General features: G+C 67.4%; 24 protein-coding genes and 1 riboswitch. Of the genes, 17 read left to right on the forward strand and 7 right to left on the reverse strand.

Going from position 1 to position 26914, the window contains the following annotated elements; all coding sequences use genetic code 11:
* Positions 1-19 precede the first annotated feature (19 nt).
* From hutU to hutG, 9 genes are all read left to right on the forward strand, one after another.
* Complete coding sequence (gene hutU / locus ACSFA7_RS15730) at positions 20-1747, forward strand: urocanate hydratase (protein ID WP_435500238.1); 1728 nt, start codon at positions 20-22, stop codon at positions 1745-1747.
* Positions 1747-2598, forward strand: coding sequence for a phytanoyl-CoA dioxygenase family protein (locus ACSFA7_RS15735; protein ID WP_435500239.1), 852 nt, complete (start codon positions 1747-1749; stop codon positions 2596-2598). Before hutU ends, ACSFA7_RS15735 begins: the two co-directional genes overlap by 1 nt.
* 139 nt (positions 2599-2737) lie before the next feature.
* Entirely contained in the window at positions 2738-3472 is a 735-nt protein-coding gene (locus tag ACSFA7_RS15740; protein ID WP_435500240.1) for an IclR family transcriptional regulator, read from the forward strand.
* A gap of 42 nt (positions 3473-3514) precedes the next feature.
* On the forward strand, positions 3515-4267 hold the full coding sequence (locus ACSFA7_RS15745; protein WP_206176613.1) for a transporter substrate-binding domain-containing protein: 753 nt from the start codon (positions 3515-3517) through the stop codon (positions 4265-4267).
* A 7-nt stretch (positions 4268-4274) separates the two neighbouring features.
* The gene (locus ACSFA7_RS15750; protein WP_042576940.1) at positions 4275-4943 is read left to right on the forward strand and encodes an amino acid ABC transporter permease; all 669 of its coding nucleotides are present in this window, start codon (positions 4275-4277) and stop codon (positions 4941-4943) included.
* Entirely contained in the window at positions 4940-5509 is a 570-nt protein-coding gene (locus ACSFA7_RS15755; RefSeq protein ID WP_435500241.1) for a HutD/Ves family protein, read from the forward strand. The genes ACSFA7_RS15750 and ACSFA7_RS15755 overlap by 4 nt, the downstream gene beginning before the upstream one ends.
* A 22-nt stretch (positions 5510-5531) precedes the next feature.
* Positions 5532-6758, forward strand: a complete 1227-nt coding sequence (gene hutI / locus ACSFA7_RS15760; protein ID WP_435500242.1) for an imidazolonepropionase — start codon at positions 5532-5534, stop codon at positions 6756-6758.
* Positions 6755-8143 (forward strand): formimidoylglutamate deiminase, encoded by a 1389-nt coding sequence (locus tag ACSFA7_RS15765; RefSeq protein WP_435500243.1) that lies wholly within the window; start codon positions 6755-6757, stop codon positions 8141-8143. The genes hutI and ACSFA7_RS15765 overlap by 4 nt, the downstream gene beginning before the upstream one ends.
* Before the next feature lie 4 nt (positions 8144-8147).
* On the forward strand, positions 8148-8972 hold the full coding sequence (gene hutG / locus ACSFA7_RS15770; RefSeq protein WP_435500244.1) for an N-formylglutamate deformylase: 825 nt from the start codon (positions 8148-8150) through the stop codon (positions 8970-8972).
* A gap of 16 nt (positions 8973-8988) precedes the next feature.
* Here hutG and ACSFA7_RS15775 read toward each other — a convergent pair whose 3' ends face one another.
* Positions 8989-10860 (reverse strand): DUF1963 domain-containing protein, encoded by a 1872-nt coding sequence (locus ACSFA7_RS15775; RefSeq protein ID WP_435500245.1) that lies wholly within the window; start codon positions 10858-10860, stop codon positions 8989-8991.
* A gap of 149 nt (positions 10861-11009) precedes the next feature.
* On the opposite strand from ACSFA7_RS15775, the gene ACSFA7_RS15780 reads away from it, so the two are divergent.
* Positions 11010-12059, forward strand: coding sequence for a homocysteine S-methyltransferase family protein (locus tag ACSFA7_RS15780; protein ID WP_435500246.1), 1050 nt, complete (start codon positions 11010-11012; stop codon positions 12057-12059).
* Between the two features lie 4 nt (positions 12060-12063).
* The gene (locus ACSFA7_RS15785; RefSeq protein ID WP_435500247.1) at positions 12064-12381 is read left to right on the forward strand and encodes a hypothetical protein; all 318 of its coding nucleotides are present in this window, start codon (positions 12064-12066) and stop codon (positions 12379-12381) included.
* A 76-nt stretch (positions 12382-12457) separates the two neighbouring features.
* Here ACSFA7_RS15785 and ACSFA7_RS15790 read toward each other — a convergent pair whose 3' ends face one another.
* Complete coding sequence (locus ACSFA7_RS15790; RefSeq protein ID WP_206176620.1) at positions 12458-13378, reverse strand: LysR family transcriptional regulator; 921 nt, start codon at positions 13376-13378, stop codon at positions 12458-12460.
* A 100-nt stretch (positions 13379-13478) separates the two neighbouring features.
* Between ACSFA7_RS15790 and ACSFA7_RS15795 the strand changes: the two genes are divergently transcribed.
* Complete coding sequence (locus tag ACSFA7_RS15795) at positions 13479-13913, forward strand: PACE efflux transporter (RefSeq protein WP_435500248.1); 435 nt, start codon at positions 13479-13481, stop codon at positions 13911-13913.
* On the opposite strand, the gene ACSFA7_RS15800 is transcribed toward ACSFA7_RS15795, so the two are convergent.
* Together ACSFA7_RS15800 and ACSFA7_RS15805 are read right to left on the reverse strand one after the other, a co-directional pair.
* Entirely contained in the window at positions 13849-14829 is a 981-nt protein-coding gene (locus ACSFA7_RS15800; protein ID WP_435500249.1) for a lipase secretion chaperone, read from the reverse strand. The genes ACSFA7_RS15795 and ACSFA7_RS15800 overlap by 65 nt on opposite strands.
* A gap of 19 nt (positions 14830-14848) precedes the next feature.
* Positions 14849-15886 (reverse strand): lipase family alpha/beta hydrolase, encoded by a 1038-nt coding sequence (locus ACSFA7_RS15805; protein WP_435500250.1) that lies wholly within the window; start codon positions 15884-15886, stop codon positions 14849-14851.
* Positions 15887-16188: 302 nt separating this feature from the next.
* Positions 16189-16262: riboswitch (S-adenosyl-L-homocysteine riboswitch) on the forward strand.
* Positions 16263-16317: 55 nt separating this feature from the next.
* On the opposite strand from ACSFA7_RS15805, the gene metH reads away from it, so the two are divergent.
* From metH to ACSFA7_RS15825, 4 genes are read left to right on the forward strand one after another with little or no spacing between them, the layout of a single operon-like run.
* On the forward strand, positions 16318-19032 hold the full coding sequence (gene metH, locus ACSFA7_RS15810) for a methionine synthase (protein ID WP_435500251.1): 2715 nt from the start codon (positions 16318-16320) through the stop codon (positions 19030-19032).
* Positions 19033-19084: 52 nt separating this feature from the next.
* Entirely contained in the window at positions 19085-20884 is a 1800-nt protein-coding gene (locus ACSFA7_RS15815; RefSeq protein WP_435500252.1) for an ArnT family glycosyltransferase, read from the forward strand.
* A complete protein-coding gene (locus ACSFA7_RS15820) occupies positions 20881-21861 on the forward strand; it encodes a glycosyltransferase (protein ID WP_435500253.1) in 981 nt (326 codons plus the stop codon). The genes ACSFA7_RS15815 and ACSFA7_RS15820 overlap by 4 nt, the downstream gene beginning before the upstream one ends.
* On the forward strand, positions 21858-22256 hold the full coding sequence (locus ACSFA7_RS15825; RefSeq protein WP_435500254.1) for a GtrA family protein: 399 nt from the start codon (positions 21858-21860) through the stop codon (positions 22254-22256). The genes ACSFA7_RS15820 and ACSFA7_RS15825 overlap by 4 nt, the downstream gene beginning before the upstream one ends.
* A gap of 5 nt (positions 22257-22261) precedes the next feature.
* Here ACSFA7_RS15825 and ACSFA7_RS15830 read toward each other — a convergent pair whose 3' ends face one another.
* Genes ACSFA7_RS15830 through ACSFA7_RS15840 form a run of 3 tightly spaced genes read right to left on the reverse strand, consistent with a single transcriptional unit; the run spans position 22262 to position 24969 of the window.
* On the reverse strand, positions 22262-23461 hold the full coding sequence (locus tag ACSFA7_RS15830) for an amidohydrolase family protein (RefSeq protein WP_435500255.1): 1200 nt from the start codon (positions 23459-23461) through the stop codon (positions 22262-22264).
* Complete coding sequence (locus tag ACSFA7_RS15835) at positions 23416-24174, reverse strand: TetR/AcrR family transcriptional regulator (RefSeq protein ID WP_435500256.1); 759 nt, start codon at positions 24172-24174, stop codon at positions 23416-23418. The genes ACSFA7_RS15830 and ACSFA7_RS15835 overlap by 46 nt, the downstream gene beginning before the upstream one ends.
* 21 nt (positions 24175-24195) lie before the next feature.
* Positions 24196-24969 carry a ferredoxin--NADP reductase gene (locus ACSFA7_RS15840; RefSeq protein WP_206176629.1) on the reverse strand — a complete coding sequence of 258 codons (774 nt, stop codon included), beginning with the start codon at positions 24967-24969 and terminating at the stop codon, positions 24196-24198.
* 316 nt (positions 24970-25285) lie between these two features.
* On the opposite strand from ACSFA7_RS15840, the gene ACSFA7_RS15845 reads away from it, so the two are divergent.
* The gene (locus ACSFA7_RS15845; RefSeq protein ID WP_435500257.1) at positions 25286-26911 is read left to right on the forward strand and encodes a 6-hydroxynicotinate reductase; all 1626 of its coding nucleotides are present in this window, start codon (positions 25286-25288) and stop codon (positions 26909-26911) included.
* The last annotated feature ends 3 nt before the right edge of the window (positions 26912-26914 follow it).

Here is a 26914-nt window from a genome sequence, read left to right on the forward strand (position 1 = left end):
CCGATAGGAGAACCACGCCATGAACGCTCCCGAAAAATTCGCCCTGAACAACCCCGACGTCGCCGATCCGCGCCACGACCCGACGCGCGTGATCCGCGCCCCGCGCGGCAGCACGCTCAACTGCAAGAGCTGGCTCACCGAAGCCCCGTTCCGCATGCTGCAGAACAACCTCGACGCCGAGGTGGCCGAGCGCCCGCAAGACTTGGTGGTGTACGGCGGCATCGGCCGCGCCGCGCGCAACTGGGCCTGCTACGACCAGATCCTCGCGTCGCTCAAGGAACTGAACGACGACGAGACGCTGCTCATCCAGTCGGGCAAGCCCGTGGGCGTGTTCAAGACGCATGAGAATGCGCCTCGCGTGCTGCTCGCCAATTCGAACCTCGTGCCGAAGTGGGCCAACTGGGAACACTTCAACGAGCTCGACCGCCAGGGCCTCTTCATGTACGGCCAGATGACCGCGGGCAGCTGGATCTACATCGGCAGCCAGGGCATCGTGCAAGGCACCTTCGAGACCTTTGTTGAAGCCGGCCGCCAGCACTACAACAACAGCCTCGCGGGCAAGTGGATCCTGACGGCGGGCCTGGGCGGCATGGGCGGCGCGCAGCCGCTCGCTGCCACGCTCGCAGGTGCCGTGTCGCTCAACATCGAATGCCAGCAGTCGAGCATCGACTTTCGCCTGCGCACGCGCTACGTCGACAAGCAGGCGCGCGACATCGACCATGCGTTCGAACTTATCAAGCAGCACTGCGACGCGAAGGAAGCCGTGTCGATCGCGCTGCTCGGCAACGCGGCGGACATCCTTCCGGAACTGGTGAAGCGCGCGAAGGCCGGCGGCCTGAAGCCCGACCTCGTGACCGATCAGACCTCCGCGCACGACCTGATCAACGGCTACCTGCCCTCGGGCTGGAGCGTGCCGCAATGGCAGGCCGCGATGAAGGACGCTTCGCAGCACGATGCGCTGAAGAAGGCGGCCGCGAAGTCGTGCGCCGTGCATGTGCAGGCCATGCTCGACTTCCAGTCCATGGGCATCCCGACCGTCGACTACGGCAACAACATCCGCCAGGTCGCCTTCGATGAAGGCGTGAAGAACGCGTTCGACTTCCCCGGCTTCGTGCCTGCCTACATCCGTCCACTCTTCTGCGAAGGCAAGGGCCCCTTCCGCTGGGTGGCGCTCTCGGGCGACCCGGAAGACATCTACAAGACCGACGCCAAGATCAAGGAGCTGTTCCCCGAGAACACCCACACCCACCGCTGGCTCGACATGGCGCGCGAGCGCATCGCCTTCCAGGGCCTGCCCGCGCGCATCTGCTGGCTGGGCCTGGGCGAGCGCCACATCGCGGGCCTGGCCTTCAACGAGATGGTGAAGAACGGCGAACTGAAGGCGCCCATCGTCATCGGCCGCGACCACCTGGACACCGGCTCGGTCGCCAGCCCGAACCGCGAGACCGAAGCCATGAAGGACGGCACCGATGCCGTCTCCGACTGGCCGCTGCTCAACGCGCTGCTCAACACAGCGGGCGGCGCCACCTGGGTCAGCCTGCACCACGGCGGTGGCGTGGGCATGGGTTACTCGCAGCACTCGGGCGTGGTGATCGTGTGCGATGGCACCGACGCGGCGGCCAAGCGCATCGAGCGCGTGCTCTTCAACGACCCGGCCACCGGCGTGATGCGCCACGCCGATGCCGGCTACGACATCGCCGTGGCCACCGCGAAGAAGCAGGGCCTCAAGCTGCCGATGGTGAAGTGATGGCGGGCGCGGCCCTGCCTGATGCCCGGGAGTTGCAGCGCCGCGTGCAGGCGCGCGTGGACGACGCGGTGGTCGCGCAGTTCCAGCGTGACGGCGCAGTCTGCATCCGCCAGCTGCTCACGCAAGACGAACTGGCGCTGCTGCGCGATGGCATCGAGGCCAACCTCGCGGCGCCCAGCCCGCGCGCCAAGGTGGCGAGCCGGCCCGACGATCCAGGCCGCTTCTTCGAGGACTTCTGCAACTGGCAGGAGATCGACGCCTTCCGCCGCTTCATCTTCGAGGCGCCGTTGGCGCAGCTCGCGCAGCGGCTGATGGGCTCGCAGACCGTGCGGCTCTACCACGACCACCTGCTCGTGAAGGAGCCTGGCACGCGGCAGCGCACGCCCTGGCACCAGGACCAGCCCTACTACAACATCGAGGGTGAGCAGAACGTCAGCATGTGGATCCCGGTCGATCCGGTGTCTCGCACCGCCACGCTCGAATTCGTGGCCGGCTCCCACAAGGGGCCGTGGCTGATGCCGCGCACCTTCATGGACAACCACGCCAAGTGGTTCCCCGAAGGCAGCCTCGAAGACCTGCCCGACATCGAGGGCGCGCGCGAGCGCTTTCCCATCGTGGGCTGGAACATCGAGCCCGGCGATTTCGTCTGCTTCCACATGCTCACGCTGCATGCGGCGGCCGGGGTCGAAGGGCCGAACCGGCGCCGCGTGTTCTCGGTGCGCTTCCTGGGCGACGACATCCGCCATGCACCGCGCAGCTGGAAGACCTCGCCCGATTTCCCCGGTCTGGCCGAGACGTTGCCGGCCGGCGCGCCGATGGACGACGCACGCTTTCCGCTGCTGGTGGGCTGAACGAAGGTAAGACGAAGGTAGGAAGAAAAAACGGCCCGATTCCCACCGAATGGGAATCAAGGCTTGGATGTGGGAACCGCGGGCAAGATACTGCACGCCGGCTCCCCACTTCACGACATCCAGCGACAGCCCCAGCAAGATGACGCCCCCGACCGACGCCCCCGCCCACAACGACCGCGCCCTGCAGGTGCTGTCGGTGCTGGCGCAGAGCAAGGTGGCGATGACGGCGGCCGAGCTCGGGCAGGCCACCGGCCTCGTCAAGAGCACGCTGTACCGCCAGATCGCCACGCTGCGCCGCTGGGGCTTCGTGATGGAGTCGGATGGGCGCTACTCGCCGGGCCCGGTGAGCGTGCAGCTCGCGAGCGGTTTCGACGGCAACTCCGACCTCGTGATGGCCGCCCGCGCCGACATGCGCGCGCTGGTGCAGCAGAGCCACGAGAGCGTGGCGCTGGTCACCGCGGTGAACGACCGCGTGGTGTGCCTGGAGATGATCGACAGCGAACATTCGCTGCGCTGCTCGTTCGACCGGGGCCGCAGCGTCCCGGCCAGCGATGGCGCGAGCGCCAAGTGCCTGCTCGCGCACATGCCCCTCGACCAGCGCGATGCGTTGCTCGACGGCCTGGGCGAGAGCCCGGAACGCCGCGCCGAACGCGCTGCCGAACTCGATGCGATCCGCGAGGCCGGCCATGCCGTGACGCAGGGCGAGGTCGATGCCGGCGTCTGGGGCGCGAGCGCCCCGGTGCTGGCTTCGGGCCGGCGGCTGCGCGGCGCGATCACGCTCATGGCGCCGATCACGCGCGTGGAGGGCATGGAAGCTGCATTGCTCCACATGACCGTCGTCACGGCGGCCCGCATCTCGCGCGCGCTCCAGTAGCCAGTCGCTCCTACCTTTTTCAAACCCACGAAAGCCTTCACCATGAACACCCGTCGCACCCTTGTTGCCGCCGCACTCTCAGGCCTCGCTCTCTTCGGCTTCGTCGGCGCCGCCCAGGCGCAAGGCGAGCCGCTGCGCGTGGCCACCGACGCCACCTTCCCGCCGATGGAGTTCGTGGAGAACGGCAAGCGCACCGGCTTCGACGTGGAACTGGTCGAGGCCATCGGCAAGACGCTGGGCCGCAAGATCGAATGGATCGACATCGACTTCAAGGGACTCGTGCCGGGCCTGATCTCCAAGCGCTTCGACATGGCCGTCTCGGGCATCTACATCACCGACGAGCGCAAGAAGGTCGTCGACTTCACCGTGCCGTACTACGCGGGCGGCCTCGTCGTGATGGTGAAGGACGGCAATACCGCCATCAAGACGCCGGCCGACATCAACGGCAAGAAGGTCAGCGTGCAGGTGGGCACCAAGTCGGTGTCGTACACCAAGGAGAAGTTTCCGCAGGTGCAGCTGATGGAAGTCGAGAAGAACCAGGAGATGTTCAACCTCGTGGACATCGGCCGTGCCGACGCCGCCGTCACCGGCAAGCCCGCTGCCTACCAATACGTGCGCACGCGCGGCGGCCTGAAGGTGCTGCCCGAGCAGATCACCACCGAGGAATACGGCATGGCCATCCGCAAGGACACGCCCGAGCTCACCAAGGCGGTGAACGGCGCAATCGAGAAGCTCAAGGCCGACGGCACCTACGACCAGATCGTGAAGAAGTGGTTCAGCGCCAACGCCAAGTAAGCGCGCGATGGATCTCGATTTCTCACCGGTCTGGCAGGGCTGGCCCGACCTCTTGCGCGGTGCGCTCGTCACGGTGGAGATCACCGCCTGCGCGCTCGCGCTGGGCTGCGTGCTCGGCCTCATCGTCGGCATCGGCCGGCTGAACCCGAAGCGGCGCTGGATCTACGGCGTGTGCACCGCGTATGTGGCGGCGATTCGCGGCACGCCGCTCTTGGTGCAGCTGTTCATCCTGTTCTTCGGCCTGCCGCACTTCGGCATCCTGCTGCCGGCTTTCCTGTGCGGCGTGCTGGGGCTCGGCGTTTACTCCGGCGCCTATGTGTCGGAGATCGTGCGCGGCGCGATCCAGTCGATCGACAAGGGCCAGACGATGGCCGCGCAGTCGCTCGGCATGACGCCCGGCGTGGCGATGCGCCAGATCGTGCTGCCGCAGGCGGTGGTGCGGATGATTCCGCCGCTGGGCAACGAGTTCATCGCGCTGATCAAGAACTCGGCGCTGGTGTCGCTGCTGACCATCCACGACGTGATGCACGAGGGACAGAAGATCATCAGCGTGTCGTACCGGTCGCTGGAGGTGTACCTGGCCATCGCGCTCGTGTACTTCGTGTTGACCGGGACGATGACGCTGGTGCTGCGGCACTTCGAGCAGAAGCTGCGGCAAGGCGGGTTGATGCGATGAGCGTGCTTCGTTTTTCTCGCGCCACGCTGCCCGCCATGCCGTGGAAGAACGGCGGCGGCACCACGCAGGAGATCGCGAGCTGGCCGCAAGGCGCGGGGCTCGACAGCTTCGGCTGGCGCGTGAGCATCGCGACCATCGCGGCGGCCGGGCCGTTCTCGGTGTTCGCGGGCATCGACCGCAGCATCATGCTGCTCGAAGGCGACGGGGTGCGGCTCTTCACGCACGACGGGCGCATCGACCGCCGGCTCGATGTGCCGCGGCAGCCCTTTGCCTTCAGCGGCGACGACGCGATCGATTGCACGCTGCTCGGCGGCGCATCGAACGACTTCAACGTGATGACGCGACGTGGACAGTGGCGCGCCGATGTGCGCGTGCTGGATCACGCGGCGGCCATCGAGGCCGCACCACATGGTGTGTTGCTGGCCTTGCGCGGCGCATGGCGCTTGAACGACGAGGCCTGCGCAGAAGGCGAGGGCTTGCAATGGGCCGACGCAGCGCAGGCCTGGCACGCGGTGCCGGAGAACGAGGATGCGCGGCTGGTGGCGGTGCGCATCTTGCCGGCCTAACCTGCAGAAAGAGAACAAGACGATGAAACCTGCGAACGAATATCCATCGGCCGACGGCCTCTGGACCGGCCTGCGCCTTGCGACCGATGCCGGCGTCGAAGCCGCCATCGTGGTCGCGCAAGGCGCGATCCGCTGGGTCGGCGCACGCAGCGCATTGCCCGCCGAGTTCGCGGGGCTCGCTGTGCACGACGGCGGTGATGCACTCGTCACGCCCGGCCTCGTCGATTGCCACACGCACCTCGTCTACGGCGGCCAGCGCGCGAACGAATTCGCGATGCGGCTCGCGGGTGCGACGTACGAAGAAGTGGCGAAGGCCGGCGGCGGCATCGTCTCGTCGGTGCGCGCCACGCGCGAGGCCGATGAAGACACGCTCTTCGCGCAGGCCGCGCCGCGCCTTGAACAGCTGCTGGCCGATGGCGTCTGCGCCATCGAGATCAAGTCGGGCTACGGCCTCTCGCTCGAACATGAGCGCAAGCAGTTGCGCGTGGCGCGCCGGCTCGGCGAAGCGTATGGCGTCACCTTGCGCACCACCTTCCTCGGCGCGCATGCACTGCCGCCGGAGTACACCGGCCGCAGCGGCGACTACATCGACCTCGTGTGCCGCGAGATGCTGCCCGCGCTCGCAGCCGAAGGGCTGGTCGATGCGGTGGACGTGTTCTGCGAACGCATCGCCTTTTCGCTCGCGGAAACCGAACAGGTCTTCCAGGCCGCGAAGGCGCTGGGCCTGCCGGTGAAGCTGCATGCCGAGCAACTCTCGGACATGGGCGGTGCCGCGCTTGCCGCGCGCTACGGTGCGCTGTCGTGCGACCACATCGAGCACCTGTCGGCCGATGGCATCGAGGCGATGCGCCAGTCGGGCACCGTGGCCGTGCTGCTGCCCGGGGCGTACTACACGCTGCGCGACACGCACCTGCCGCCCATCGAGGCGCTGCGCGCAGCCGGCGTGCCGATGGCCGTGTCCACCGATCACAACCCTGGCACCTCGCCGGCGCTGAGCCTGCTGCTGATGGTGAACATGGCGTGCACGCTGTTCCGCCTGACGGTGCCCGAGGCGCTGGCCGGCGTTACCGTGCATGCGGCGCGCGCGCTGGGCCTCGAGGCCACGCACGGCGCGATCGCCGTGGGCATGCCCGCCAACTTCGTGCTGTGGAACGTGCGCGATGCAGCCGAACTCGCGTACTGGTTCGGTCAACGTCCGCTGCGTACCGCAGTGCGCCAAGGCCGCATTGCGGTGGAGAACGCGGCATGACGACGACGCGCACGCTTTTTACAGCCGATGCGCTGCTGCCCGCGGGCTGGACGAAGAACGTCCTGCTGTCGTGGAGCGACGCCGGCCAGCTCACGCAAGTTCAGCCCGCCACGCAACCGCCCGCAGGCGCGCAGGTGGCGGCCGGCCCGGTGATCCCCGGCATGCCTAACCTGCACTCGCACGCCTTCCAGCGCGCCTTCGCGGGCCTCACCGAACACCGCGCCGAACAGCACGACAGCTTCTGGAGCTGGCGCACGTTGATGTACCGCTTCGCCGCGCGCCTCGGCCCGCAGCACATGGAAGCCATCGCGACCTGGCTCTACGCCGAGATGCTCGAAGCCGGCTACACGAGCGTGTGCGAATTCCAGTACGTGCACCACGACGCCGACGGCCGCCCCTATGTCGACGACGCGACGCTGAGCCTTGCGCTGCTGCGCGCAGCCCAGAAGACCGGCATCGGCTTCACGCTGCTGCCGGTGCTCTACCAGACCAGCGGCTTCGGCGACCAGCCGCCCAACGAAGGCCAGCGCCGTTTCGTGCGATCGACCGAATCGATGCTGCGTTTGCTCGAAGCGCTCAAGCCCGCGTGCGATGTGCAGGGTGCGCGGCTGGGCATGGCGCCGCATTCGCTGCGTGCCGTGCCGCCCGAGGCATTGCGGGATGCGGTCGCGGGGCTCGAAGCCATCGACCGCACGGCACCCATTCACATCCACATCGCCGAGCAGACGAAGGAAGTCGACGACTGCGTCGAGTGGAGCGGCCTTCGCCCGGTCGAGTGGCTGCTCGACCACGCGCCGGTCGATGCGCGCTGGTGCCTCGTTCACGCGACGCACATGAACGACGCCGAGTACGAATACGCCGCCAAGAGCGGTGCGGTCGCGGGCCTGTGTCCGACGACCGAGGCGAACCTCGGCGACGGCATCTTCGATTTCTCCAAGTGGCGCGGCCATGGCGGCGCATGGGGCGTGGGCTCCGACAGCCACGCCAGCGTCAACGCGGCCGAAGAACTGCTGATGCTCGAATACAGCCAGCGCTTTGCCAAACGCCAGCGCAACGTCGGCGCGAGCGCGGCGCAGCCGCATGTCGCCACCGCGCTCACGCTCGAAGCGGTGCAGGGCGGGGCGCAGGCCTCGGGCCGCGCGGTCGGCGGGCTTGCCGTGGGGCAGCAGGCCGACTTCATCGTGCTCGATGCGGCGCATGTCGCGCTGCAGGGACTGCCCGCGCCTGACATGCTCTCGGCCCACGTCTTCGCGAGCCATCGCACCTCCGCCATCGATGCGGTCTGGGTGGGCGGCCGCGAGCGCGTCTCGCGCGGGCGCCATGCGCTGCATGAAGAATCCGCGTCCGCCTTCGTGGCGGCGCGCACCCAACTTCTCAGGGATTGAATCCATGACCTTCACCACCGCCGAACCGGCGTTCCGCTTCCGCCAGGGCACACGCCCGCTGCTGATCTCGATGCCGCACGTCGGCACCCACGTGCCGCCCGCGCTGGCCGCGCGCCTCACCGACGAGGCGCGCCATGTGCCCGACACCGACTGGCACCTCGAACGGCTCTACGACTTCGCCGACGAACTCGGCGCCTCGGTGCTCGTGGCCACGCACTCGCGCTACGTGATCGACCTGAACCGTCCGCCGGACGGCGCGAGCCTCTACCCGGGCCAGAGCGTCACCGGCCTGTGCCCGGTCGACACCTTCGACGACACGCCGGTCTATGCGAACGCCGCCGACGTGCCGGGCGATGAGGAAATCGCCGCGCGCCGCGATGCGATCTGGGTGCCGTACCACCGCCAGCTGCAGGCCGAGCTCGACCGCCTGAAGGCCGCGCACGGCACCATCGCGCTCTGGGACGCGCACTCGATCCGCTCGGTGCTGCCGCGCTTCTTCGAAGGCAAGCTGCCCGACCTGAACCTGGGCACGGGCAACGGCACCACCTGCGATCCGGCGCTGGCCGCCACGCTGCTGGAAATCGCCGAATCGGCCACGGGCTACACGGGCGTGCTCAATGGCCGTTTCAAGGGCGGCCACATCACGCGCCAGTACGGCAACCCGGCCGGTGGCGTGCATGCGGTGCAGCTGGAGATGACGCAGTCGAGCTACATGCAGGAGAAGTTGCCCTTCGACTACCTGCCCGAGGTGGCGGCCGGCGTGCAGCCGCATGTGCGACGGATGATCGAGGCGGTGCTGGCCTTCGTCGAGGGCCGCGCGCCGCGCTGAGCCGCCGGGCGGCGCCTCAGCTGCTTTCCAGGCTCACGAAGACCCGCGAGAAATCGCCCAACGCGAGGTCCTTCATGTGGATGCTGTAGGTCAGCGTGCCCGCATCCCAGAAGCAGAACCCGTTCGGGCGCCTGTCCGATTCGAGCGTCAGCAGGTTGATCCATTCGCCGGGCAGGCCGCCCTTCGCATCGGAGGCCTGCTCCTCGGGCGTCTTGTGCTGCGTGAACACGTGCGCATTGACGAGGTGGCAGCGCTCGTTCTTGCCGGAGAGTCCCTCGTCGAGCGCCCAGTAGGCCTTCTGCAGCTTCTCGTCCTCTTCGATCTTCATCAGCACCGCATCGCGGCCGGTCCAGCGATCCTGGGCGCCATACAGATTGGGCACGGACACCGTGGCGTCGGCGACGGCCTTGACGCCTGGGTACAGGTCGTCGGCAAATCCGTTTTCGAACTGGACGTCTTCCGGGTACGCGTAGGTGACGAGCGATTCCAGCGGCGCGGTGGAATGGACCACCAGCGATCTCTCCAGCGACTGCTGGTCTTCGCCGAAGAAATACAGCATGCCCTCGCGCGGCAAGTAGGGCTGCAGCGGCGCGACTTCGGCCAGGTTCAGCTGCGCGTAGAAGCGCCAGTGGCTGTCGCCGTCGGACAGCGGAAATGCCATGCCCGGCGGCAGGTCGGGCGCCCCGCCGAAGCGGGTGTTGCCCTTCTGCACATAGTCCTCGGGTTCGGTGGTCCGGTAGCGCACCGTGCGGCGGGCCACCCGCAGCAGCGCGGGCAGGTAGCGCTTGAGCTTGTGCTTGCCGCAGGCGTCCGCCAGCAGCTGCGCGTACAGGTCGTCGCCCTGCGCGAGAAACTGCGCGGGCGCCACGGGCACGTCGACGTCCTTGCGGTACGCGATGTCCTGGTAGAGCGCCTGCAGCTTCCGCTCGAGGTTGACCTTCTCGATCTTCTTCAGCGACGCGGGCAGCGACACGAACGGGTTCTTCTCGACGGCCAGGAGGCGCAGGGCCGGCAGGTCGCCGATGCATTCCGGCAGGCTTTCGAGCGCGTTGCCGTTGAGCAGCAGCCGCTGCAGGCGCGTCAGGCGGCAGATGCTGTCGGGCAGGCGCTCGAGCTTGCCGTATTCCATCGAGAGCACTTCGAGCTTCGCGAGCGCGCCGAAGTTGTCGGGCAACTGCACGATGCTCGAACAGCGGATGTACAGCTCCTTCAACTCGCCGAGCGCGCAGAAGCCATCGGGCAGCGCGGTGAAGGACGCGTACTCGGGATACGCGAATTGCAGCGACAGGAACTCCAGCCTGGAGAAGCGCAGGATCTCCGGCGGAAACACGTCGAACTTCGGCGTGCCACGCTCCCAGGGCTGCTCGATGAGAAGCCGTTGCACGCGCTCGGGCGGTACTTCGGCCGCTTCGGCCAGGCTGGTGTACGTGTGCGGCTTCAATGCCACCTCGCCGGGTTCGAAGGACTTGCGCACGTGGATCGGGACGCTGTCCGCGCCCTCGCCCGAGTAGAACTTCATGACGCCGCGGATCTCGACGAGCGATGGCGTGAGCGTCACCTCGCCCTGGAACCTGTCCCAGGCGAAGCCGCGTTCGTACAGGCGGAAGTCGAACGTGGCCGGTCTCGTTTGCGGCTCGCGCACCACGCGATGCGCCTCGCCGGTCTTGTCGTAGAAGAAGAACGGGCCGTACGTGCCGAAGCGCGGCGCGATCATGCCTTCCGAGGGGTTGTCCACGTCGTCGGGCTGGAAGGCCGGTGCATGCAGCGCCTTGTCGAACTCGACGGGCAGCGTGTGCAGTTCGAACTGCATCCCGCCATCGACGAATTGCGCCGAGGTTTCGGGGGCGAAGGCGAAATGGGCATTGCCCACCTGGAAGATGTCCTGCATGGCGAAACGCGCTCCTTGGGAACGCCCACATTGCCAGAGTGCGAAGTGGCGGGCAAGGCAAGCCCCGGGCCCGCCGGCGGGCATGCGCGCGCCGCTGCGCCAAGCCCGCCCGCGCGCAGGGCGATGCACGGCTTTCTACAATTCAGGACATGAAGCCCCTCGTCTACACCCGCGGCCAGGCACTTGCCGGCATCCTCGAAAAGCGCATCGCCATCCTCGATGGCGCCATGGGCACGATGATCCAGCGCTTCAAGCTCACCGAGGAGCAGTACCGCGGCGAGCGCTTCAAGGACTTCGAGCGCGACGTGAAGGGCAACAACGAACTGCTCTCGCTCACCCGGCCCGACGTGATCTCCGACATCCATGAGGGCTACCTCGCGGCCGGCGCCGACCTCATCGAGACCAACACCTTCGGCGCGACCACCATCGCGCAGGAGGACTACAAGATGGCCCACCTGGCGCGCGAGATGAACCTCGAATCCGCCAAGCTCGCGCGCGCGGCCTGCGACAAGTTCAGCACGCCCGACAAGCCCCGTTTCGTGGCCGGCGCCCTCGGCCCGACACCCAAGACGGCGAGCATCAGCCCCGACGTGAACGACCCGGGCGCGCGCAATGTCGATTTCGAATCGTTGCGCGCCGCTTACTACGAGCAGACCGAAGCGCTGGTCGAAGGCGGCGCCGACGTGATCCTGGTCGAGACCATCTTCGACACGCTCAACGCCAAGGCCGCGCTGTTCGCGGTGGACGAGTATTTCGACAACAGCGGCGAGCGCTTGCCGCTGATCATCAGCGGCACGGTCACCGACGCCTCGGGCCGCATCCTGAGCGGCCAGACCGTCACCGCGTTCTGGCACAGCGTGCGGCATGCGCGCCCGCTGGCCATCGGCCTCAACTGCGCGCTGGGCGCGGCGCTGATGCGCCCCTACATCCAGGAGCTGGCGCGCGTGGCGGGCGACACCTTCATCAGCTGCTACCCGAATGCGGGCCTGCCCAACCCGATGAGCGACACCGGCTTCGACGAGACGCCCGATGTCACCTCGCGCCTCCTGCACGAGTTCGCGGCCGAGGGACTGGTGAACATCGTGGGCGGGTGCTGCGGCACCACGCCGGACCACATCGCGGCGATCGGCCGTGCGGTGGCGCCGGTGCCAGGACGCCTGCTGAACAACACCGCCGGCTTCTACAGCGAAGCCGCCTGAGCCAGTGCAACGCGTGGGCGCTGCCGGGCTTCGCTTTGCAGGGCTCGCGCTCGTGATGTCGGCGCTCGCGGCGGGTTGCAACGACACCGGCAAGCCGCCTTCGTGGGACACGCTGCTGTCCGGCCGCATTGCTGATGCGCGCCCCGACTGCAAGGTGAGCGTGCCCCTGCCCGGCAAGATCGCGGTGGCCTGCCCCGGTCTGAAGCCGGCCATCTTCGACGTCGCACCCACGGCCGCCTACTGCCAACGCGGGCCGCGCGATTGCGAGTTCGCGGTTGCGCAGATGGTGTTGATGTTGCCGCCGCCGTCCCCGGCGCCTTGAGAGCGATCCGTCGGGGGAGCACCCGGTGTCCTGTGCGCCCAGCCCGAACCGGCTGTTCACCCGACGGCGTAACGCATCAGGGATGCACGTTTTTCGGCGCATGGGCCGCCTGCCGATCCCGCGCGATCAGCGCCACAAAGCGCTGCGCGCCCAGCCCCAGCGGGCGCTCCCTCGACCACACCACATCGACCCACAGGTCGAGCCCGTTGCTGAGGTTCTCGAACGGAATCTCGACCAGTGCGCCCGCCGCCACATGCGGCCGCGCGAAGTTGCGCGGCAGCCAGCCCCAGCCCAGCCCGGCGGTGATCAGGCTCAGCGCCGCCAGCGCGTTGTCGGTGCGCCAGACGTGGCGCGCGAACACGAAGCGCGGGTCGCTGGTGGCCAGGTCGCGCCCGGCGACGACGATCTGCCGGGTGTTCGTGAGGTGTTCTTCCCGCAGCCGCTCGCCGGCCGCTGCGACGAGCGCCGGGTGGTCGGGCGCCATCACGGCCACCATCGTGTCGCTACCCACCTCCTGAAAGCCTTCGCGGCCGTCGAGGCTCGGGCGTTCGAACACCAGCGCGAGTTGCGCGCGGCCGCTGTGCAGCAGTGCCAGCGCGTCGGCCTGCGGCGCGGCCAGCACCTCGACCTGCAGCAGCGGGTATTCCTGCGCCAGCTCGGCAAGCGGTCCGCTCCAGGGCGCGGCCAGGAGTTCAGGCGCAATGGCGAGCGTCAGGCGGTTTTCCAGCCCCTGGGTGAGCGCGAGCGCCTGCACCTGCAATTGCTTCAACTGTGCTGCGAGCATGCGCGCCTGCGGCTCCAGCGAACGCGCGGCGGCGGTGGGCTGGGGCTCGCGGCCCTTGCGGTCGAACAGGGGCAGGGCGAGCTCGGCCTCCAGGCCCGCGATGGCCATGCTGACGGCCGAAGGCACCTTGTGCAGCGCCCGCGCGGCGGCCGAGAAGGAGCCGTGGTCGATCACGGCCAGGAACACCTCGACGTTGTCGCTGGAGAAGGCCATGGCGTCCGATCTATCAATTTAATTGAAATAGCATGACTTTTTATATCAGCAAATAGCAAATAAAGTCCACCCATCGCATTCAAGTTCAAGAGGAAAAGTCATGCAAGGGCTCCAGCGTCGTGTCGTCTACATCTCCCTGTACGAAGGGATCGCCATCGTCTGCGCCAGCGCCGGCCTGGCCCTGATGACGGACGCCGGGCTCGGCCATTCCGGCGTGCTGGCGGTGGCCGCGTCGGTCGTCGCGGTGATCTGGAACCTGATCTTCAACGCGCTGTTCGAGCGCTGGGAATCGCGCCAAGCCGTGCGCGGACGCAGCCTGCGCCGCCGCATCGCCCACGCCATCGGCTTCGAGGGCGGGCTGATCGCGTTCCTGGTGCCCATGTTCGCCTGGGGCCTGGGCGTGTCGCTCTGGCAGGCGCTGGTGATGGACCTGGGCCTGGTGCTGTTCTTCCTGGTCTACACCTTCGTCTTCAACTGGGGCTTCGACCGGGTGTTTGGCCTGCCGCGTTCGGCGATGGCTGCCCAGACGGCGTAGGTCGCGATCCCCGCAGCGCCAGCGCCCCACTCAGGCGCAAGCGCTCCCGCTCATTGAAGAGCGACTCGCGCAACTGCTCCTGCTGCTCCGGGGGCGCGTTGGCGTACTGGTCCAAGCGGCTGTTCCAGTCCTGGTTTTCCTGGTCCAGCGCGGCCAGTTGTCGGGCCGCCTCGTAGCCGTAGGCGGCGCTGCGTTCGGCAAAACGCTCCTGGGCGCTGGCGCCGCGCGCGTTCATGGCGTCGGTCTGGCGCTGCACGTCGACCTGCGCGGTGAAGGCGCGCCGCTGCTCGCGCTGCTCCGGCGTGAGCAGGGCCTCCTCGCTGCGCTTGGCGGCGGCCTCGCGCTCTTCGGGCGTGAGGTTGGCATCGCGGGCGAGCGCCATCTTGTCGGCCATGAGAGCGTCCTGGCGGATCTCGTCGCCGAAGAGACCTTCGATTTCCTCGGGCGCAAAGTACCTGCGCCGCACTTCGGCGCGCGCCTCGATGGTCTTGCGCAGCGAGGCGGGGTCGCCGGCGTCGGGCGGCGGCAGGGTCTGCATGGCTTCCTGCATGTCGATGTAGCGCTCGAGCAGGCCCATCGCGCGCGCGACCAGCTCGGCCGGCAGGCGCTTGGCGAGCAGGCCGGGAGCCATCGCCATGAAGGCGGCCTTGCCGGTGGCCTGCGCTTCGGCAAGTGCGCTCTCGAAGATGAGGATCAGCGACGGGTTCAGCATCGCGTCGGGGGCGGGGCGGGCGTCGCCGATGGGTTGTGCCGTTGCCGGCACCGCACCGCCGGGGGCGGTGCCGGCGGAAGTCGACACCACCGGCTCCGGGACGTCGGCCGGAGGCAGCCCGTCCACCAGCCACCATCCGGCGAGGATGGCGAGCACCGCGGCGCCCGCCATCGCACCGAGCTGCAGCGGTCTCGCCTTTTTCACAGCAGGACGCGTCGCATCGTCAGAGGCCCGCGCTCTTCAACCGGGCGGCCTGCTCCTGGTAGAGCTGCATCGGCTTCTTCTCGAACAGTGTCCACAGCCCGATGTAGGTCAGGCCGAAGAGCTGGTTGACCTCGTCCAGGTGGTTCTGGCGGTAGTCGCCCAGGTGCGTGCCCAGGCGTGTGGAGCACACGGCCAGCAGGCCGTCGTTGGTCTCGCTCCCGAACGCGACGAGGCTCAGCCCGCCCATGGCCACGTCGCTCGCATCGAACGCGTTGGTGAGCGGCTGCACGCCGGACCACGAGTAGTAGCGCACGCCGTTCGCCTCGGCCGGTCCGCTCTTCACGTCGCACGAGGAACCCGGGGCCGGGCGGCCTTGGGGAAACTTCTTGTCGAAGGCCGCGCCGCCCACGGTGGTGAGCGAATTCAGCGCGTTCAGCGGCACTTCGGGCAGCTGGCTCGGGTCCTTGCCGGAGATGGCGCCCAGCAGGAGCATCGCGAGCCGCAGTGTCTCCGCGACCACCGCCTCGGAGACGCTGCCCTCGGGAATCTTGCGCAAGAGGTCCGCCACCTTCGATCCGCCGTTGGCTCCACCCACGGACGTGACCGAGGCGACCAGCCCGGGTTCCACCGCCGCCACGTAGCGCGCGGTGGGCGCGCCCTGCGAATGGCCGATGAGGTTGAACTTGAGCGACGGGTTGCCCGAGAGCGCTCGCAGGTTCTTCAGCTCCTGGATCAGCTGCTCGCCACGGATCTCCGAGCTGTTGGCGCCCGAGACCTGGGCCACGTACACCTTCGCGCCCGCGCCGGCCAGGCTTTCGGGGATGCGATAGAAGTAGTCGATGCCCAGCACGTTGTCGAAGCCGAAGAGGCCGTGCACCAGCACGATCGGGTTCTTGGTCTTCGCTTCGCTGGATGTCACCCGGGCCTGGACCTGCGTGGGGGTGTCGGTGATGGCCGCCTGGCTCAGGGTTGTCGTCCCCACCAGGCCGAGAAGCAATGCGGCGCAGACCGGGCGGGCGGCGAGGCGCAGCAGCCTCGAATTCCTCTTTCTTGGCATATGTTCATTCCTTTGTTTTCAAATAAAAACACGAACGTTCGTTCTTCGACGAATTGCGCGCCCGCATTCTGTGGGGGGTGCCTGTGGGGCCTGACTAGGGCTTTCCCGCGGGCTCAGAAGGCATGAGTGCATCCGGCGTGCCCGAGCAGCCCGCCCCCGTGCGGCCAATCAAGGCGCAAAGCGCAGCCATAGCTCGGGCTATGGCGAGTATTTGCAACGCCGAGTGGGCGCGCGGGGGCGGGATGAGCGGGCATGCCGGATGCACTTACGCCTTCTCAGGCGAACGCCCTTAAAATGCATCCCCTCCCAAGGAGCGTTGCAGCGGTCCGCCCGGCGGGCCGTCAGGCTTGGGATCTCAAAACGACGCTCGCCTGTCCGTTCCTTTCGCAGGTGAGCCCATGGCGCAGACCCCACAGATTTCCGTTCCCCCCATGAAGTTGTCCGGCCTCGAGCCGGTCGCCATCGGCGAGGGCACGCTGTTCGTCAACATCGGCGAACGCACCAACGTCACCGGTTCCAAGGCCTTCGCGCGGATGATCCTGAACGGCCAGTTCGAAGAAGCCCTGGCCGTTGCGCGCCAGCAGGTCGAGAACGGCGCCCAGGTGATCGACATCAACATGGACGAGGCCATGCTCGACAGCAAGGTCGCGATGGTCCGGTTCCTGAACCTCATTGCCAGCGAGCCCGACATCGCGCGCGTGCCGGTGATGGTCGACAGCTCCAAGTGGGACGTGATCGAAGCGGGCCTGCGCTGCATCCAGGGCAAGGGCATCGTCAACTCCATCTCCATGAAGGAGGGCGTGGACAAGTTCAAGCACGAGGCCAAGCTGGTCAAGCGCTACGGCGCCGCCGCCGTGGTCATGGCCTTCGACGAGAAGGGCCAGGCCGACACCTACGCGCGCAAGGTCGAGATCTGCGAGCGCGCCTACCGGATCCTGGTGGACGAGGTGGGATTTCCGCCCGAGGACATCATCTTCGACCCGAACATCTTCGCCATCGCCACAGGCATCGAGGAGCACGACAACTACGCGGTCGACTTCATCAACGCGGTGCGCTGGATCAAGGAGAACCTGCCGGGTGCCAAGGTGTCGGGCGGCGTGAGCAACGTGAGCTTCAGCTTCCGCGGCAACGATCCGATGCGCGAAGCCATCCACACCGTGTTCCTGTACCACGCGATCAAGGCGGGCATGGACATGGGCATCGTCAACGCCGGCATGGTGGGCGTGTACGACGACCTGGAGCCCACGCTGCGCGAGCGCGTGGAAGACGTGGTGCTCAATCGCCGCCCCGACGCCGGCGAGCGCCTTGTCGAGATCGCCGAGACCGCCAAGAGCGGCGCCAAGGACGAGAGCAAGCGCCTCGAATGGCGCGGCACGCCCGAGCAGCCGGTGCACGTCAACCAGCGTCTCTCGCACGCGATGGTGCACGGCATCACCGACTTCATCGTGGAAGACACCGAAGAGGCCTACCAGCAGATCCTGGCGACGGGCGGCCGCCCGCTGCACGTGATTGAAGGGCCGCTCATGGACGGCATGAACATCGTGGGCGACCTGTTCGGCGCCGGCAAGATGTTCCTGCCGCAGGTGGTGAAGTCGGCGCGCGTGATGAAGTCCGCCGTGGCCCACCTCCTGCCCTACATCGAGGAAGAAAAGCTGCGCGACGAGGCCGCCGGCCGCGACGTGCGCACCAAGGGCAAGATCATCATCGCCACGGTGAAAGGCGACGTGCACGACATCGGCAAGAACATCGTCACCGTCGTGCTCCAGTGCAACAACTTCGAAGTGGTGAACATGGGCGTGATGGTCCCGTGCCACGAAATTCTGGCGCGTGCCAAGGTCGAGGGCGCGGACATCGTGGGCCTCTCGGGCCTCATCACGCCAAGCCTGGAAGAGATGCAGTACGTGGCCGGCGAAATGCAGCGCGACGACCATTTCCGCATCAAGAAGATTCCGCTGATGATCGGCGGCGCCACCACCAGCCGCGTGCACACGGCCGTGAAGATCGCGCCGCACTACGAAGGCCCCGTGGTCTACGTGCCCGATGCGTCGCGCAGCGTGAGCGTGGCGCAGTCGCTCTTGAGCGACCAGGCCACTGCGTACATCGACGAGATCAACGCCGACTACGAGAAGGTGCGCACGCAGCACGCCAACAAGAAGCAGGTGCCGATGTGGCCGCTCGCGAAGGCGCGTGCCAACAAGACGCCGATCGACTGGTCGAACTACGTGCCGCCCGTGCCCAAGTTCATCGGCCGGCGCGTGTTCAAGAACTTCGACCTCACCGAGCTCGCCAAGTACATCGACTGGGGCCCGTTCTTCCAGACCTGGGATCTGGCCGGCCCGTTCCCCGCGATCCTGAAGGACGAAGTCGTCGGCACCGAGGCCGTGCGCGTGTACGCGGACGGCCAGCGCATGCTGAAGCGCCTGATCGAAGGCCGCTGGCTCAGCGCGAGCGGCGTCGTCGGCTTCTGGCCCGCCAACACGGTGAACGACGACGACATCGAGCTCTACACCGACGAGACGCGCAGCGAAGTCGCGCTCACCTGGTACGGCATGCGCCAGCAGACCGAGAAGCAGGTGATCGACGGCGTGACGCGCCCGAGCCGGTGCCTGGCCGACTTCGTCGCGCCGAAGGACAGCGGCCTGAAAGACTACGTGGGCGTGTTCGCGGTCACCGCCGGCCTGGGCGTCGAGAAGAAGGAGAAGTACTTCATCGACGACCTGGACGACTACTCGGCCATCATGCTCAAGGCCCTGGCCGACCGGCTGGCCGAGGCCTTTGCCGAATCGCTGCACCACCGCGCGCGCACCGACCTCTGGGGCTACGCGCCCGACGAGGGCTTGAGCAACGAGGACATGATCGGCGAGAAATACCGCGGCATCCGCCCCGCGCCCGGCTATCCGGCCTGCCCGGACCACAGCGTGAAGGGCCCGATGTTCGACCTTCTGGCCTGCGCGGACATTGGCATGACCCTGACGGAAAGCCTCGCTATGATGCCCGCCGCCAGCGTCAGTGGTTTCTATCTGAGCCACCCCGATGCGACGTACTTCAACGTCGGCAAGATCGGGCACGACCAGTTGCAGGACCAGGCCGCGCGGCGCAAGGAGAGCGAGTCCGATCTCGAGCGGCTCCTCGCGCCCAACCTTTGAACCTGCCGGCCGGCCTGGCCGACCGGCACCGGGAGTTGTTATTCAGAAGCTGATGTTTGCAGCCGCGCACTACGCGGCACTCGTGGTTTTCGTCGTCAGCTGCTGGGGGTGGGGGCGCGGCGTGCTGGCGCGCCTGGTCGCTCCGCCGCGCCGCGATGCATGGCTCGAAGCCGCGGTGGCCGTCGCGCTCGGTGTGGGCCTCTTCATCTGCGCGTTTCAGGTGTTGGCGATCTTCGGTGTGTTCAAGCTCGGCGCCACACTGGCGGTGATTGCAGCGGGCGTCGTGGTCGCCGCGCTGCAGTTGCCGTCGTGGCTGCGTGAGCGGCGTGCCTTGCGTGCGGACGCCGTCGCCGCGCCGTGGACCTATTTCGAGCGGATCGCCGTGGTCGCGCTGGTGCTGGTCGCACTGCCGGCACTGGTCGCACCGCTCGCGCCGCCCGCCGCCTTCGACGAGCTGATGTACCACCTGCCCTATGCGCGCGAAGTCGCGCAGCAGGGCTCGCTCGGCATCCACGAGTGGCTGCGCTACCCCTGGTTTCCGTACAACTACAACCTGCTCTACGCCGCCGCCCTGCAGGTGGGCGACGACGTGCTTCCGCACTTCCTGAACGCGCTGGCGGGCGGCTTGTCGGTGGTGATGATCTTTCGCCTTGGCATGCTGCATGCCAACCGGCTCACCGCCTGCATTGGCGCGGCCATCTGGCTGGGGCTCGGCGACTACTCGAATGCGCTGATCGACATGGGCGTGGCGCTCTTCGCGCTCACGGCCTGCGTGTCGCTGTGGTGGTGGCGCGAATCGCAACCCGTGCACAGCGGCATGCGCTGGCTCGGCCTCGCTGCCTTCTGCCTCGGCGTGGCCGCGGGCTCGAAGTACCAGGCACTGGTCTTCATGCCACTGGTGGCGCTCTTCGTCGTATGGCACGAGCGCCGGCCCAAGGCCTGGGCGCTGGCACTCGTGTGCTTCCTGATCCCATGCATCTACTGGTATGCGCGCAACGCCGTCATGACCGGCGACCCGTTCAACCCGATCGGCGCGCGCGTGTTCGGCTTCAGCGAGTGGATCCCGGCCGACTATGTGCAGCAGCTGGCCGACGTGCGCGACCACGCCGAAATGCCCAACGCGCTGATCTGGTCGGTGTTTCTCGCGCCTTTCGGCGCCTTGTGGAAGCGCTCCGCCGCGGTGCGTGCCGCGGGCTGGTTCTGCTTCTATTCGCTGGCGGTGTGGGTTGTGACCTCGCGCTATCCGCGGTATCTGACGGCCTCGTTCCCGCTGCTCGCGATGACGGCGGCCGTCGGCTGGCAGGTGCTGTTCGGCTGGATCGCAGCGGGCGTGCGCCGCCTGTTCGGCATGAAGCCGACAGCGGAAGGCGTGCCCGAGCTCACCAACCGGCGCAGCGCGGCGCGTATCGGCGACTGGGTGGCCGTGCTGCTGCTGGCCGTGCTGGCGGCGGTGTCGGTGCGACAGACCGCGGGCAAGGTCGCGATGATCTCGCCCACGCCCGAAACCCGGGAGGCCTTCCTGCGCAAGCATGTGCCGGGCTATGCCGTCATGGATTACCTGCGCCAGCATCCGACCGGCCGCGTCTACCAGATCGCGCTGAACGAGGCGATCTACTACGGCCCGAATCCGATCTGGGGCGACACGCTCGGCCCATGGCGCTATGCCGACTTTCTGCTCCTCACGCCCGGCGACATGGCGAACAAGCTCGCCAAGCTGGGCTTCACCGCCATCGTGATGCCGGACCACTTGGCGCCGACGCTGGCGACCCGCGCAGGCTTCGACACCCACTTCGCCCCGCTGTTCGCGCAAGATGGCAGCCGGGCCTACCGTATCCTCCCCACCGCACCATGACTGACGCAGACGACACCGTGAGCCGACGAAGCGCCGCACCGCGCATTGCCGCGGTCATTCCGTGCTTCAACGAAGCGCTGGCCATCCGCCAGGTGATCGAGGGCTTTCGCGCATCCCTGCCGGCCGACGCCGAGATCCACGTCTTCGACAACAACTCGACCGACGATACCGCCGCGGTCGCGCGCGCGGCCGGCGCCATCGTCACGCACGTGGCGGCACCGGGTAAGGGCAACGTGGTGCGGCGCATGTTCGCCGACGTGGAGGCCGACATCTACGTGATGGTCGATGGCGACGCAACCTACGAGACCGCCGCCGCGCCGCGCCTCATCCAGCGCCTGGTCGACGGCAACCTCGACATGGTGGTGGGCAACCGCGTGGACGACGGGCAGAACGCGCTCACCTATCGCGCCGGCCATCGCCTGGGCAACCGCATGCTCACCGGCGCGGTGGTGCAGCTGTTCGGCGGCGGGCTCACCGACATGCTCTCGGGCTACCGCGTGTTCTCGCGGCGCTATGCGAAGTCGTTCCCGGCGCTGTCGCGCGGCTTCGAGATCGAGACCGAGCTCACGGTGCATGCGCTGGAGCTGCGCATGCCCTGGGCCGAGGAAAGCACCGCCTACAGCACGCGCCCCGAGGGCTCGCACAGCAAGCTCTCGACCTACCGCGACGGTTGGCGCATCCTGAAGACCATCTGCAAGCTCTTCGTGAGCGAGCGGCCGCTGCAGTTCTTCTCGATCATTGCGGCGTTGCTCGCGGCGGGCGCGGTCGCGCTGGTCATTCCGCTGCTGGTCACCTACATGCACACCGGCCTGGTGCCGCGGCTCCCCACGGCGGTGCTGGCCACCGGCGCGATGCTCGCCGCGATGCTGTCGATGGTCTGCGGCGTGGTGATGCACGCCGTGACGCTCGGTCGCAGGGAGGCCAAGCGGCTGCGCTACCTGGCGATTCCGGGCGTGCGCAACTGCAGCACACGATGAAGCTGGGGCGGGAGTTCCTGTCGTTCGCCGTGGTCGGCGTGGCGGGCTTCGTGGTCGATGTGGTGGTGCTGTACCTGCTGGCGCCGGTGTTGGGCTGGTATGGCGCGCGGGTGTTGTCTTTCCTCGCGGCCGCCACGGCCACCTGGGCGCTGAACCGCCGCTACACCTTCAGCGCCCGGAGCGCCAATGCCTCCGTGCTGCGCGAGTACCTCGGCTATCTCGTGACGATGCTGGGCGGCGCCGTTGTCAACTATGGCGCCTATGTGCTGGTGCTGCATTGGGTCTCGGGCGCCTGGGCGCCGGCGGCCGGCGTGGCGCTGGGCAGCTGCGCGGGGCTGGTGGTGAACTTCCTGTCCGCGCGCTACCTGATCTTCAAGTCGAAGCCCGGGTCTTGAGCGCCTCAATGCGCGCCTGAAACCACCACTGGAATCTCAGTTGCAGGCGGCGTGTTGCGGCTGCGGCCGCAGCGCACGATGCCGTCGATCATCACCATGCCCACGCCCGGGATGTCGCCCAGCTGCACGCTTTCGAGCAGGCCCGGCGCGGGCGAGTGCTGCGCGCGGTCCATGAAGACGAAGTCGGCGTCGCGGCCCACTTCGATCAGGCCGCAGTTGAGCTTGCGGATCTTCGCCGTGTTGCCCGTGGCGAAGCAGAACACCAGCTCGGCCGGGATGTTCGCGATGGACGACAGCATCGCCACCATGCGCAGGATGCCCAGCGGCTGCACGCCCGAGCCTGCGGGCCCGTCGGTGCCCAGGATCACGCGGTGCGGGCACTTCAATTCGAGCGCGGCCTTGGCGGCCGCGATGGCGACCTTCTCGTTGCCGTTGTGCACGATCTCGATCGCGCGCGAGCTCTTCTCGCACAGCTCGCACACATGCGCCTCGGGCAGCGAGGTGTGGCCGCCGTTGATGTGGCCGATGATGTCGGCGTCGGCTTCGAGCACCACGTCCTTGTCGATCAGGCCCGAGCCTGGGATCGACGGGCCGCCCGTGTGGATCGTGCTCTGGATGCCGTACTTGCGCGCCCACGCCACCATTTCTTTCGCTTCATAGCCGGCCTTGACCGAGCCGAGGCCCACTTCGCCCAGGAGGCCCACGCCGGCTTCGGCGAGTTCCTTGAAGTCGCTCTCGACCATGCCTTTCTCGATGACCGGTGCGCCGGCCAGCACCTTCACACCGCCGGGGCGGAAGTTGTCGAAGGCGCGCTGCGCGGTGATGGCCAATGCCTTCAGGCCGACGATGTCCTTGGGGCGCCCCGGCAGGTGCACTTCGCCCGCCGAGATCATGGTGGTCACGCCGCCGTTCATCGTCGAGTCGATCCAGCCGATCTGACCCTGGCGCGGCGTCCAGTCGCCGAACACGGGGTGCACGTGGCTGTCGATGAGGCCGGGTGCGACGCAGGTCTTCTTCGCGTCGATGACGGTCCTCGCGCCTTCGAGGTCGCAGTCCTTTTCCTTGCCGACCGCGACGATCAGACCATCGTTCACCACGATGGTGTCGGCGTCCAGGATGGGCTTGTCGATGTCGCCCGAGAGCAAGAGCCCGATGTTCTTTATGACGACCTTGCCCGACTTTGTGCCGGCTGCGATTTCTGCCATTTCGTGGTGTCCTCGTCGTGGGGTGGGGTGTTGTCTTGTATGTCGTCCGCGCGCACGGTGCGCAGCAGGGTCTCGATCACGAAGTCCTCCCAGTGCGTGACCGCCTCCGGCGACTCCAGCGGCTCGCCGAGGAAGGCGGTGAGCGTGTGGCGGTTGGAGGTGTAGAAATAGCCGGTGGACGCGATCAGGAGATAGATGTCGCGCGCCACGAGGTCTTTGCGGAACAGGCCCTGCGCCGAGCCGCTCGCGAGGATCTCCGCAATGATCGCCACCGCCCGCGACGAGTACTCGCGCGCCCGCAGCGACTTGGAGATGTGCCGGCCCTTGTGCAGGTTCTCGGTGTTCAGCAGCGTCACGAACTCGGGGTTCTTGCGGTAGTAGCCGAGCACGAAGCGGATGACTTCGGTGAGCGCTTCCACGGGGCGGCTCGCATCGAGTGCGATGGCGGCCTCGGCATCGTCCATGCGCTGGTAGATGCCTTCGAGCACCGCGATGAACAGGCCCTCTTTGCTGCCGAAGTAGTAGTAGATCATCCGGTCGTACGACTTGGCGGCTTTGGAGATCTTCTCCACGCTGCCGCCGTCGTAGCCATACCTGGCGAACACTTTGGTCGCCGACTTCAGGATGCTGTCGCGCGTGGCCTGGGCGGCCGCCTCGCGCACGCCGGTGCGGCGCTGGGGCTTGGACTTCGTGGCGGTGCGGCTGTCGGCCATCGTGCGCGCGGCGTTCCTGGCTTACTTTTCTGCGAAGGCGCGTTCGACGACGAAGTCGCCGGGCGTCGAGGTGTTGCCTTCCTTGAAGCCGCGCTTCTCCAGGATGTGCTTCAGGTCCACCAGCAGGCCGGGGCTGCCGCACAGCATGACGCGGTCTTCCTCGACGTTCAGCGGCGGCAGGCCCAGGTCGTCGGTGAGCTTGTTGCTCTCGATCAGGTCGGTGATGCGGCCCTGGTTGCGAAACTCTTCGCGCGTGACGGTCGGGTAGTAGAGCAACTGCTTCTCGATCATCTCGCCCAGGATCTCGTGCTTGGGCAGGTGGTCGGTCACGAGGTCGTGATAGGCCAGCTCGTCGACCTGGCGCACGCCGTGCACCAGGATGACCTGCTCGAACTTCTCATACGTCTCCGGGTCGCGGATGATGCTCATGAACGGTGCGAGGCCGGTGCCCGTGCCGAACAGGTACAGGCGCTTGGCGGGCAGCGTGTAGTCGATCAGCAGCGTGCCGGTGGGCTTGCGGCCCACGATGATGGTGTCGCCCACCTGGATGTGCTGCAGCTTCGAGGTGAGCGGGCCGTCTTCCACCTTGATGCTCAGGAACTCGAGATGCTCCTCGTAGTTCGGGCTCACGATGCTGTAGGCGCGCAGCAGGGGCTTGTTGTTGACCTTCAAGCCGATCATCGTGAAATGACCGTTCGAGAAGCGCAGCGCCGGGTCGCGCGTGGTGGTGAAGGTGAACAGGCGGTCGGTCCAGTGGTGGACGCTCAGGACGCGTTCTTCGCTGAATGCACTCATACGGAACTCAAGAGTTGGTTGGTAACAGAGGAGGTTGGCTGAGCCGAGATGCACACCCTTGGGGCGCGAGACGTCGGCCGGCTCCGAACCCTCCATTGTCGTTGGTCGGAAAAACCCCGATGAACATCGCGAGAAAACACCATTGCAAGCATCGGGCCTGTTTGCTACATTGATCTTCAATGTAGTGAATGCAACATGAAAGTGTAGGGAATGCTACACAAACGGCAGGCGACGCACAAGCGGGCAGACGGCACGTTTGTTGCAAACCCCACCGGACCGGATTGCCCATACACATACCGCCCACGAGATCGCCCCGATGACCGAACACACCAAGACAGACGGATTGCCCGGCATGGACATGCCGGTGGTCGCCGAAGCGGGCGCCAGCGCCTTCGGCAAGGCGCCGCCGCGCAACGAGAAGATGAGCACCGCCAAGGTCGAGTGCAACGCCTGCCCGGTGCTGTGCCAGATCTCCGATGGCCGCACCGGCGCCTGCGACCGCTATGCCAATCGCGAAGGCGTGCTGGTGCGCGTCGACCCCGTCGTGCTGCTGCGCCGTGCGATCGCAAGCGAGGCGCCGACGCTGGTGCCCTTCGACCGCCCGGCCGCCGACAAGAGCGAAGTGATCGAAGCGGGCACGCCCGACTGGAATGGCGACCTGCTGCACGCCGACGAAGTCTTCGTCACCGGCGTGGGCTCCTCCACCACTTATCCCGACTACAAGCCCGCTCCCTTCATCGTGGCCTCCAAGGCCCAGGGCGTGGACATGGTCACCGTCGTCACCGAAGGCATCTTTAGCTACTGCAGCTTCAAGGTGAAGATCGACACCGATCGGTTCCTCGGCTCCGAGCAGGCCAACGTGCGCTACCGCGGCGAGGTCGTGGGCCACGTCACCACGGCCGAATACGGCTCGCAGATGCTGTCGCTCGGCGGTGTGCATCACCTCACCGGCGGCAGCAAGAAGGAAGGCCGCATGACGGCCGAGCTCATGCAGTTCCTGGGCAACAAGAAGGCGGTGGAGTGCACCATCGACGGTGGCTCCACGCTCGTGATACAGGCCGGCAAGGCGCCCATCGTCAACGGCGTGGAAGAGCAGCGCATGCGCGTGGGCTGCGGCTCCGCGGCGGTCGGCATCTTCGCGCGCCAGTTCGCCGGCGTGGCCGACGAGGTGGTGGTGGTCGACGACCACATCACCGGCGTGCTCACCGAGCACCAGGCCGGCCGATGCCTGGACATGGCGCCCTCGGGCATCCAGATGCTGGGCCGTAAGTCCACGCCGGGACGCTACTTCCAGGTGGCGAACCCGGGCAACGGCTGGGGCGGCACCGACATCGCCGATCCGCTGGCGATCATCGAAGGCTGGGAAGAGGGCGTTGCGCGCCCCGGCCTGCGCCTCCTGATGACCTCGACCACCGGCGAACACGCGCAGTGGTACGTGCTCGACGAGGCGCTCAAGCCCATCGAGCAGCCGATGCCCGCCGAGGTGAGACGCATCGTCGATCGCATCGGCGAGAACTGCGAGCCGTCGCTGTGCACCGTGCTGTTCCTCGGCGGCGCCGGCGGTAGCCTGCGTGCCGGCGTCACCGAAAACCCGGTGCTGCTGACACGCGCCATCAAGCGCGCGCTGGTCAACGTCACCTGCGGCGGCGCGCCGGCCTATGTGTGGCCCGGCGGCGGCATCACCGTGATGGCCGATGTCATGCGCATGCCCGACAACAGCTTCGGCACCGTGCCCACGCCGGCCATCGTGGCGCCCATCGAATTCAGCATGCGGCGCGCCGACTATGAAGCGCTTGGCGGCCACATGGAACACATCTTCTCGCTCGAACAGGCGCTCGCGCGCGGTGCGTGGCAGGAAGATGGCGCACCGCTCGCACGTCAATGGCTCGTCATGGACGATGCCAACCCGTGGCCGCTCGGCCACGCACCCATGCTGGGCTGAACC

This window comes from Variovorax trehalosi (genome assembly GCF_051216415.1).
In the GTDB taxonomy this organism is placed as follows: Bacteria; Pseudomonadota; Gammaproteobacteria; order Burkholderiales; family Burkholderiaceae_C; genus Variovorax.

What these genes read in the sequence shown, in the direction of transcription:
- hutU (WP_435500238.1), top strand. Translation starts at nt 20, where the DNA reads ATGAACGCTCCCGAAAAATTCGCCCTGAACAACCCCGACGTCGCCGAT.
- ACSFA7_RS15735 (WP_435500239.1), top strand. Translation starts at nt 1,747, where the DNA reads ATGGCGGGCGCGGCCCTGCCTGATGCCCGGGAGTTGCAGCGCCGCGTG.
- ACSFA7_RS15740 (WP_435500240.1), top strand. Translation starts at nt 2,738, where the DNA reads ATGACGCCCCCGACCGACGCCCCCGCCCACAACGACCGCGCCCTGCAG.
- ACSFA7_RS15745 (WP_206176613.1), top strand. Translation starts at nt 3,515, where the DNA reads ATGAACACCCGTCGCACCCTTGTTGCCGCCGCACTCTCAGGCCTCGCT.
- ACSFA7_RS15750 (WP_042576940.1), top strand. Translation starts at nt 4,275, where the DNA reads ATGGATCTCGATTTCTCACCGGTCTGGCAGGGCTGGCCCGACCTCTTG.
- ACSFA7_RS15755 (WP_435500241.1), top strand. Translation starts at nt 4,940, where the DNA reads ATGAGCGTGCTTCGTTTTTCTCGCGCCACGCTGCCCGCCATGCCGTGG.
- hutI (WP_435500242.1), top strand. Translation starts at nt 5,532, where the DNA reads ATGAAACCTGCGAACGAATATCCATCGGCCGACGGCCTCTGGACCGGC.
- ACSFA7_RS15765 (WP_435500243.1), top strand. Translation starts at nt 6,755, where the DNA reads ATGACGACGACGCGCACGCTTTTTACAGCCGATGCGCTGCTGCCCGCG.
- hutG (WP_435500244.1), top strand. Translation starts at nt 8,148, where the DNA reads ATGACCTTCACCACCGCCGAACCGGCGTTCCGCTTCCGCCAGGGCACA.
- ACSFA7_RS15775 (WP_435500245.1), bottom strand. Translation starts at nt 10,860, where the DNA reads ATGCAGGACATCTTCCAGGTGGGCAATGCCCATTTCGCCTTCGCCCCC.
- ACSFA7_RS15780 (WP_435500246.1), top strand. Translation starts at nt 11,010, where the DNA reads ATGAAGCCCCTCGTCTACACCCGCGGCCAGGCACTTGCCGGCATCCTC.
- ACSFA7_RS15790 (WP_206176620.1), bottom strand. Translation starts at nt 13,378, where the DNA reads ATGGCCTTCTCCAGCGACAACGTCGAGGTGTTCCTGGCCGTGATCGAC.
- ACSFA7_RS15795 (WP_435500248.1), top strand. Translation starts at nt 13,479, where the DNA reads ATGCAAGGGCTCCAGCGTCGTGTCGTCTACATCTCCCTGTACGAAGGG.
- ACSFA7_RS15805 (WP_435500250.1), bottom strand. Translation starts at nt 15,886, where the DNA reads ATGCCAAGAAAGAGGAATTCGAGGCTGCTGCGCCTCGCCGCCCGCCCG.
- metH (WP_435500251.1), top strand. Translation starts at nt 16,318, where the DNA reads ATGAAGTTGTCCGGCCTCGAGCCGGTCGCCATCGGCGAGGGCACGCTG.
- ACSFA7_RS15815 (WP_435500252.1), top strand. Translation starts at nt 19,085, where the DNA reads ATGTTTGCAGCCGCGCACTACGCGGCACTCGTGGTTTTCGTCGTCAGC.
- ACSFA7_RS15820 (WP_435500253.1), top strand. Translation starts at nt 20,881, where the DNA reads ATGACTGACGCAGACGACACCGTGAGCCGACGAAGCGCCGCACCGCGC.
- ACSFA7_RS15825 (WP_435500254.1), top strand. Translation starts at nt 21,858, where the DNA reads ATGAAGCTGGGGCGGGAGTTCCTGTCGTTCGCCGTGGTCGGCGTGGCG.
- ACSFA7_RS15830 (WP_435500255.1), bottom strand. Translation starts at nt 23,461, where the DNA reads ATGGCAGAAATCGCAGCCGGCACAAAGTCGGGCAAGGTCGTCATAAAG.
- ACSFA7_RS15835 (WP_435500256.1), bottom strand. Translation starts at nt 24,174, where the DNA reads ATGGCCGACAGCCGCACCGCCACGAAGTCCAAGCCCCAGCGCCGCACC.
- ACSFA7_RS15840 (WP_206176629.1), bottom strand. Translation starts at nt 24,969, where the DNA reads ATGAGTGCATTCAGCGAAGAACGCGTCCTGAGCGTCCACCACTGGACC.
- ACSFA7_RS15845 (WP_435500257.1), top strand. Translation starts at nt 25,286, where the DNA reads ATGACCGAACACACCAAGACAGACGGATTGCCCGGCATGGACATGCCG.